Annotated in this window: 1 protein-coding gene; it reads left to right on the forward strand. The window is 45.6% G+C overall.

What is annotated here, in order from left to right; translation table 11 throughout:
• Positions 1–724: IS3 family transposase (locus RCO25_RS34645; protein ID WP_309000577.1), on the forward strand; the 724-nt coding region annotated here is incomplete at both ends.

Genomic DNA, 724 nt, shown 5'->3' on the forward strand with positions numbered 1-724 from the left:
ACTAGGCCTAGGGCGAATGACACGTTATTTCTGCCAACTACTGGACGTCTCTCGCTCTGGCTATTACAACTACCTGAGCTCTGCTGACAAGCGCCAGGAGCGTGCGCTAGTGGATGAACAAGCAGGGGCGATGATTAAGAAAGCATTTAATAAAAGGGGCTTCAAAAAGGGCTCTAGATCCATTAAGATGACGCTGGAGAATGAATATGATACTTGCTATAACCTTAAGCGTATTCGAAGACTCATGCAAAAATTCGACATCGTATGCCCTCATCGAAAACCAAACCCTTATCGGCGTATAGCTAAAGCTACACAAGAACACCGAACGCTTCCAAATGAGTTGCAGAGGGATTTTAAGAAAGGTATCCCAGGTCTTGTGCTGCTTACCGATATCACCTATCTTCCGTATGGCAAATCACAGACGGCATATTTATCCACCATTCTGGACTCCTCCACAGGAGAGCTTCTAGCTAGCAATCTATCCCATTCCCTCCAATTGCCTCTTGCTACAGAGACCATTGAGTTGTTAACAAAACAGCGTCGTATTAAACTCCATAAGGATGCCTTCATCCATTCCGATCAAGGGTGCCATTATACAAGCCCCACCTATCAGAAACTATTGAAGAAGAAGGGCCTAGGACAGTCAATGTCACGACGTGGTAACTGCTGGGACAATGCACCCCAAGAATCCTTTTTCGGTCACATGAAGGATCATGTTAAGAGC

This window comes from Paenibacillus sp. LHD-38 (genome assembly GCF_031157315.1).
Taxonomy (GTDB): Bacteria; Bacillota; Bacilli; order Paenibacillales; family Paenibacillaceae; genus Pristimantibacillus.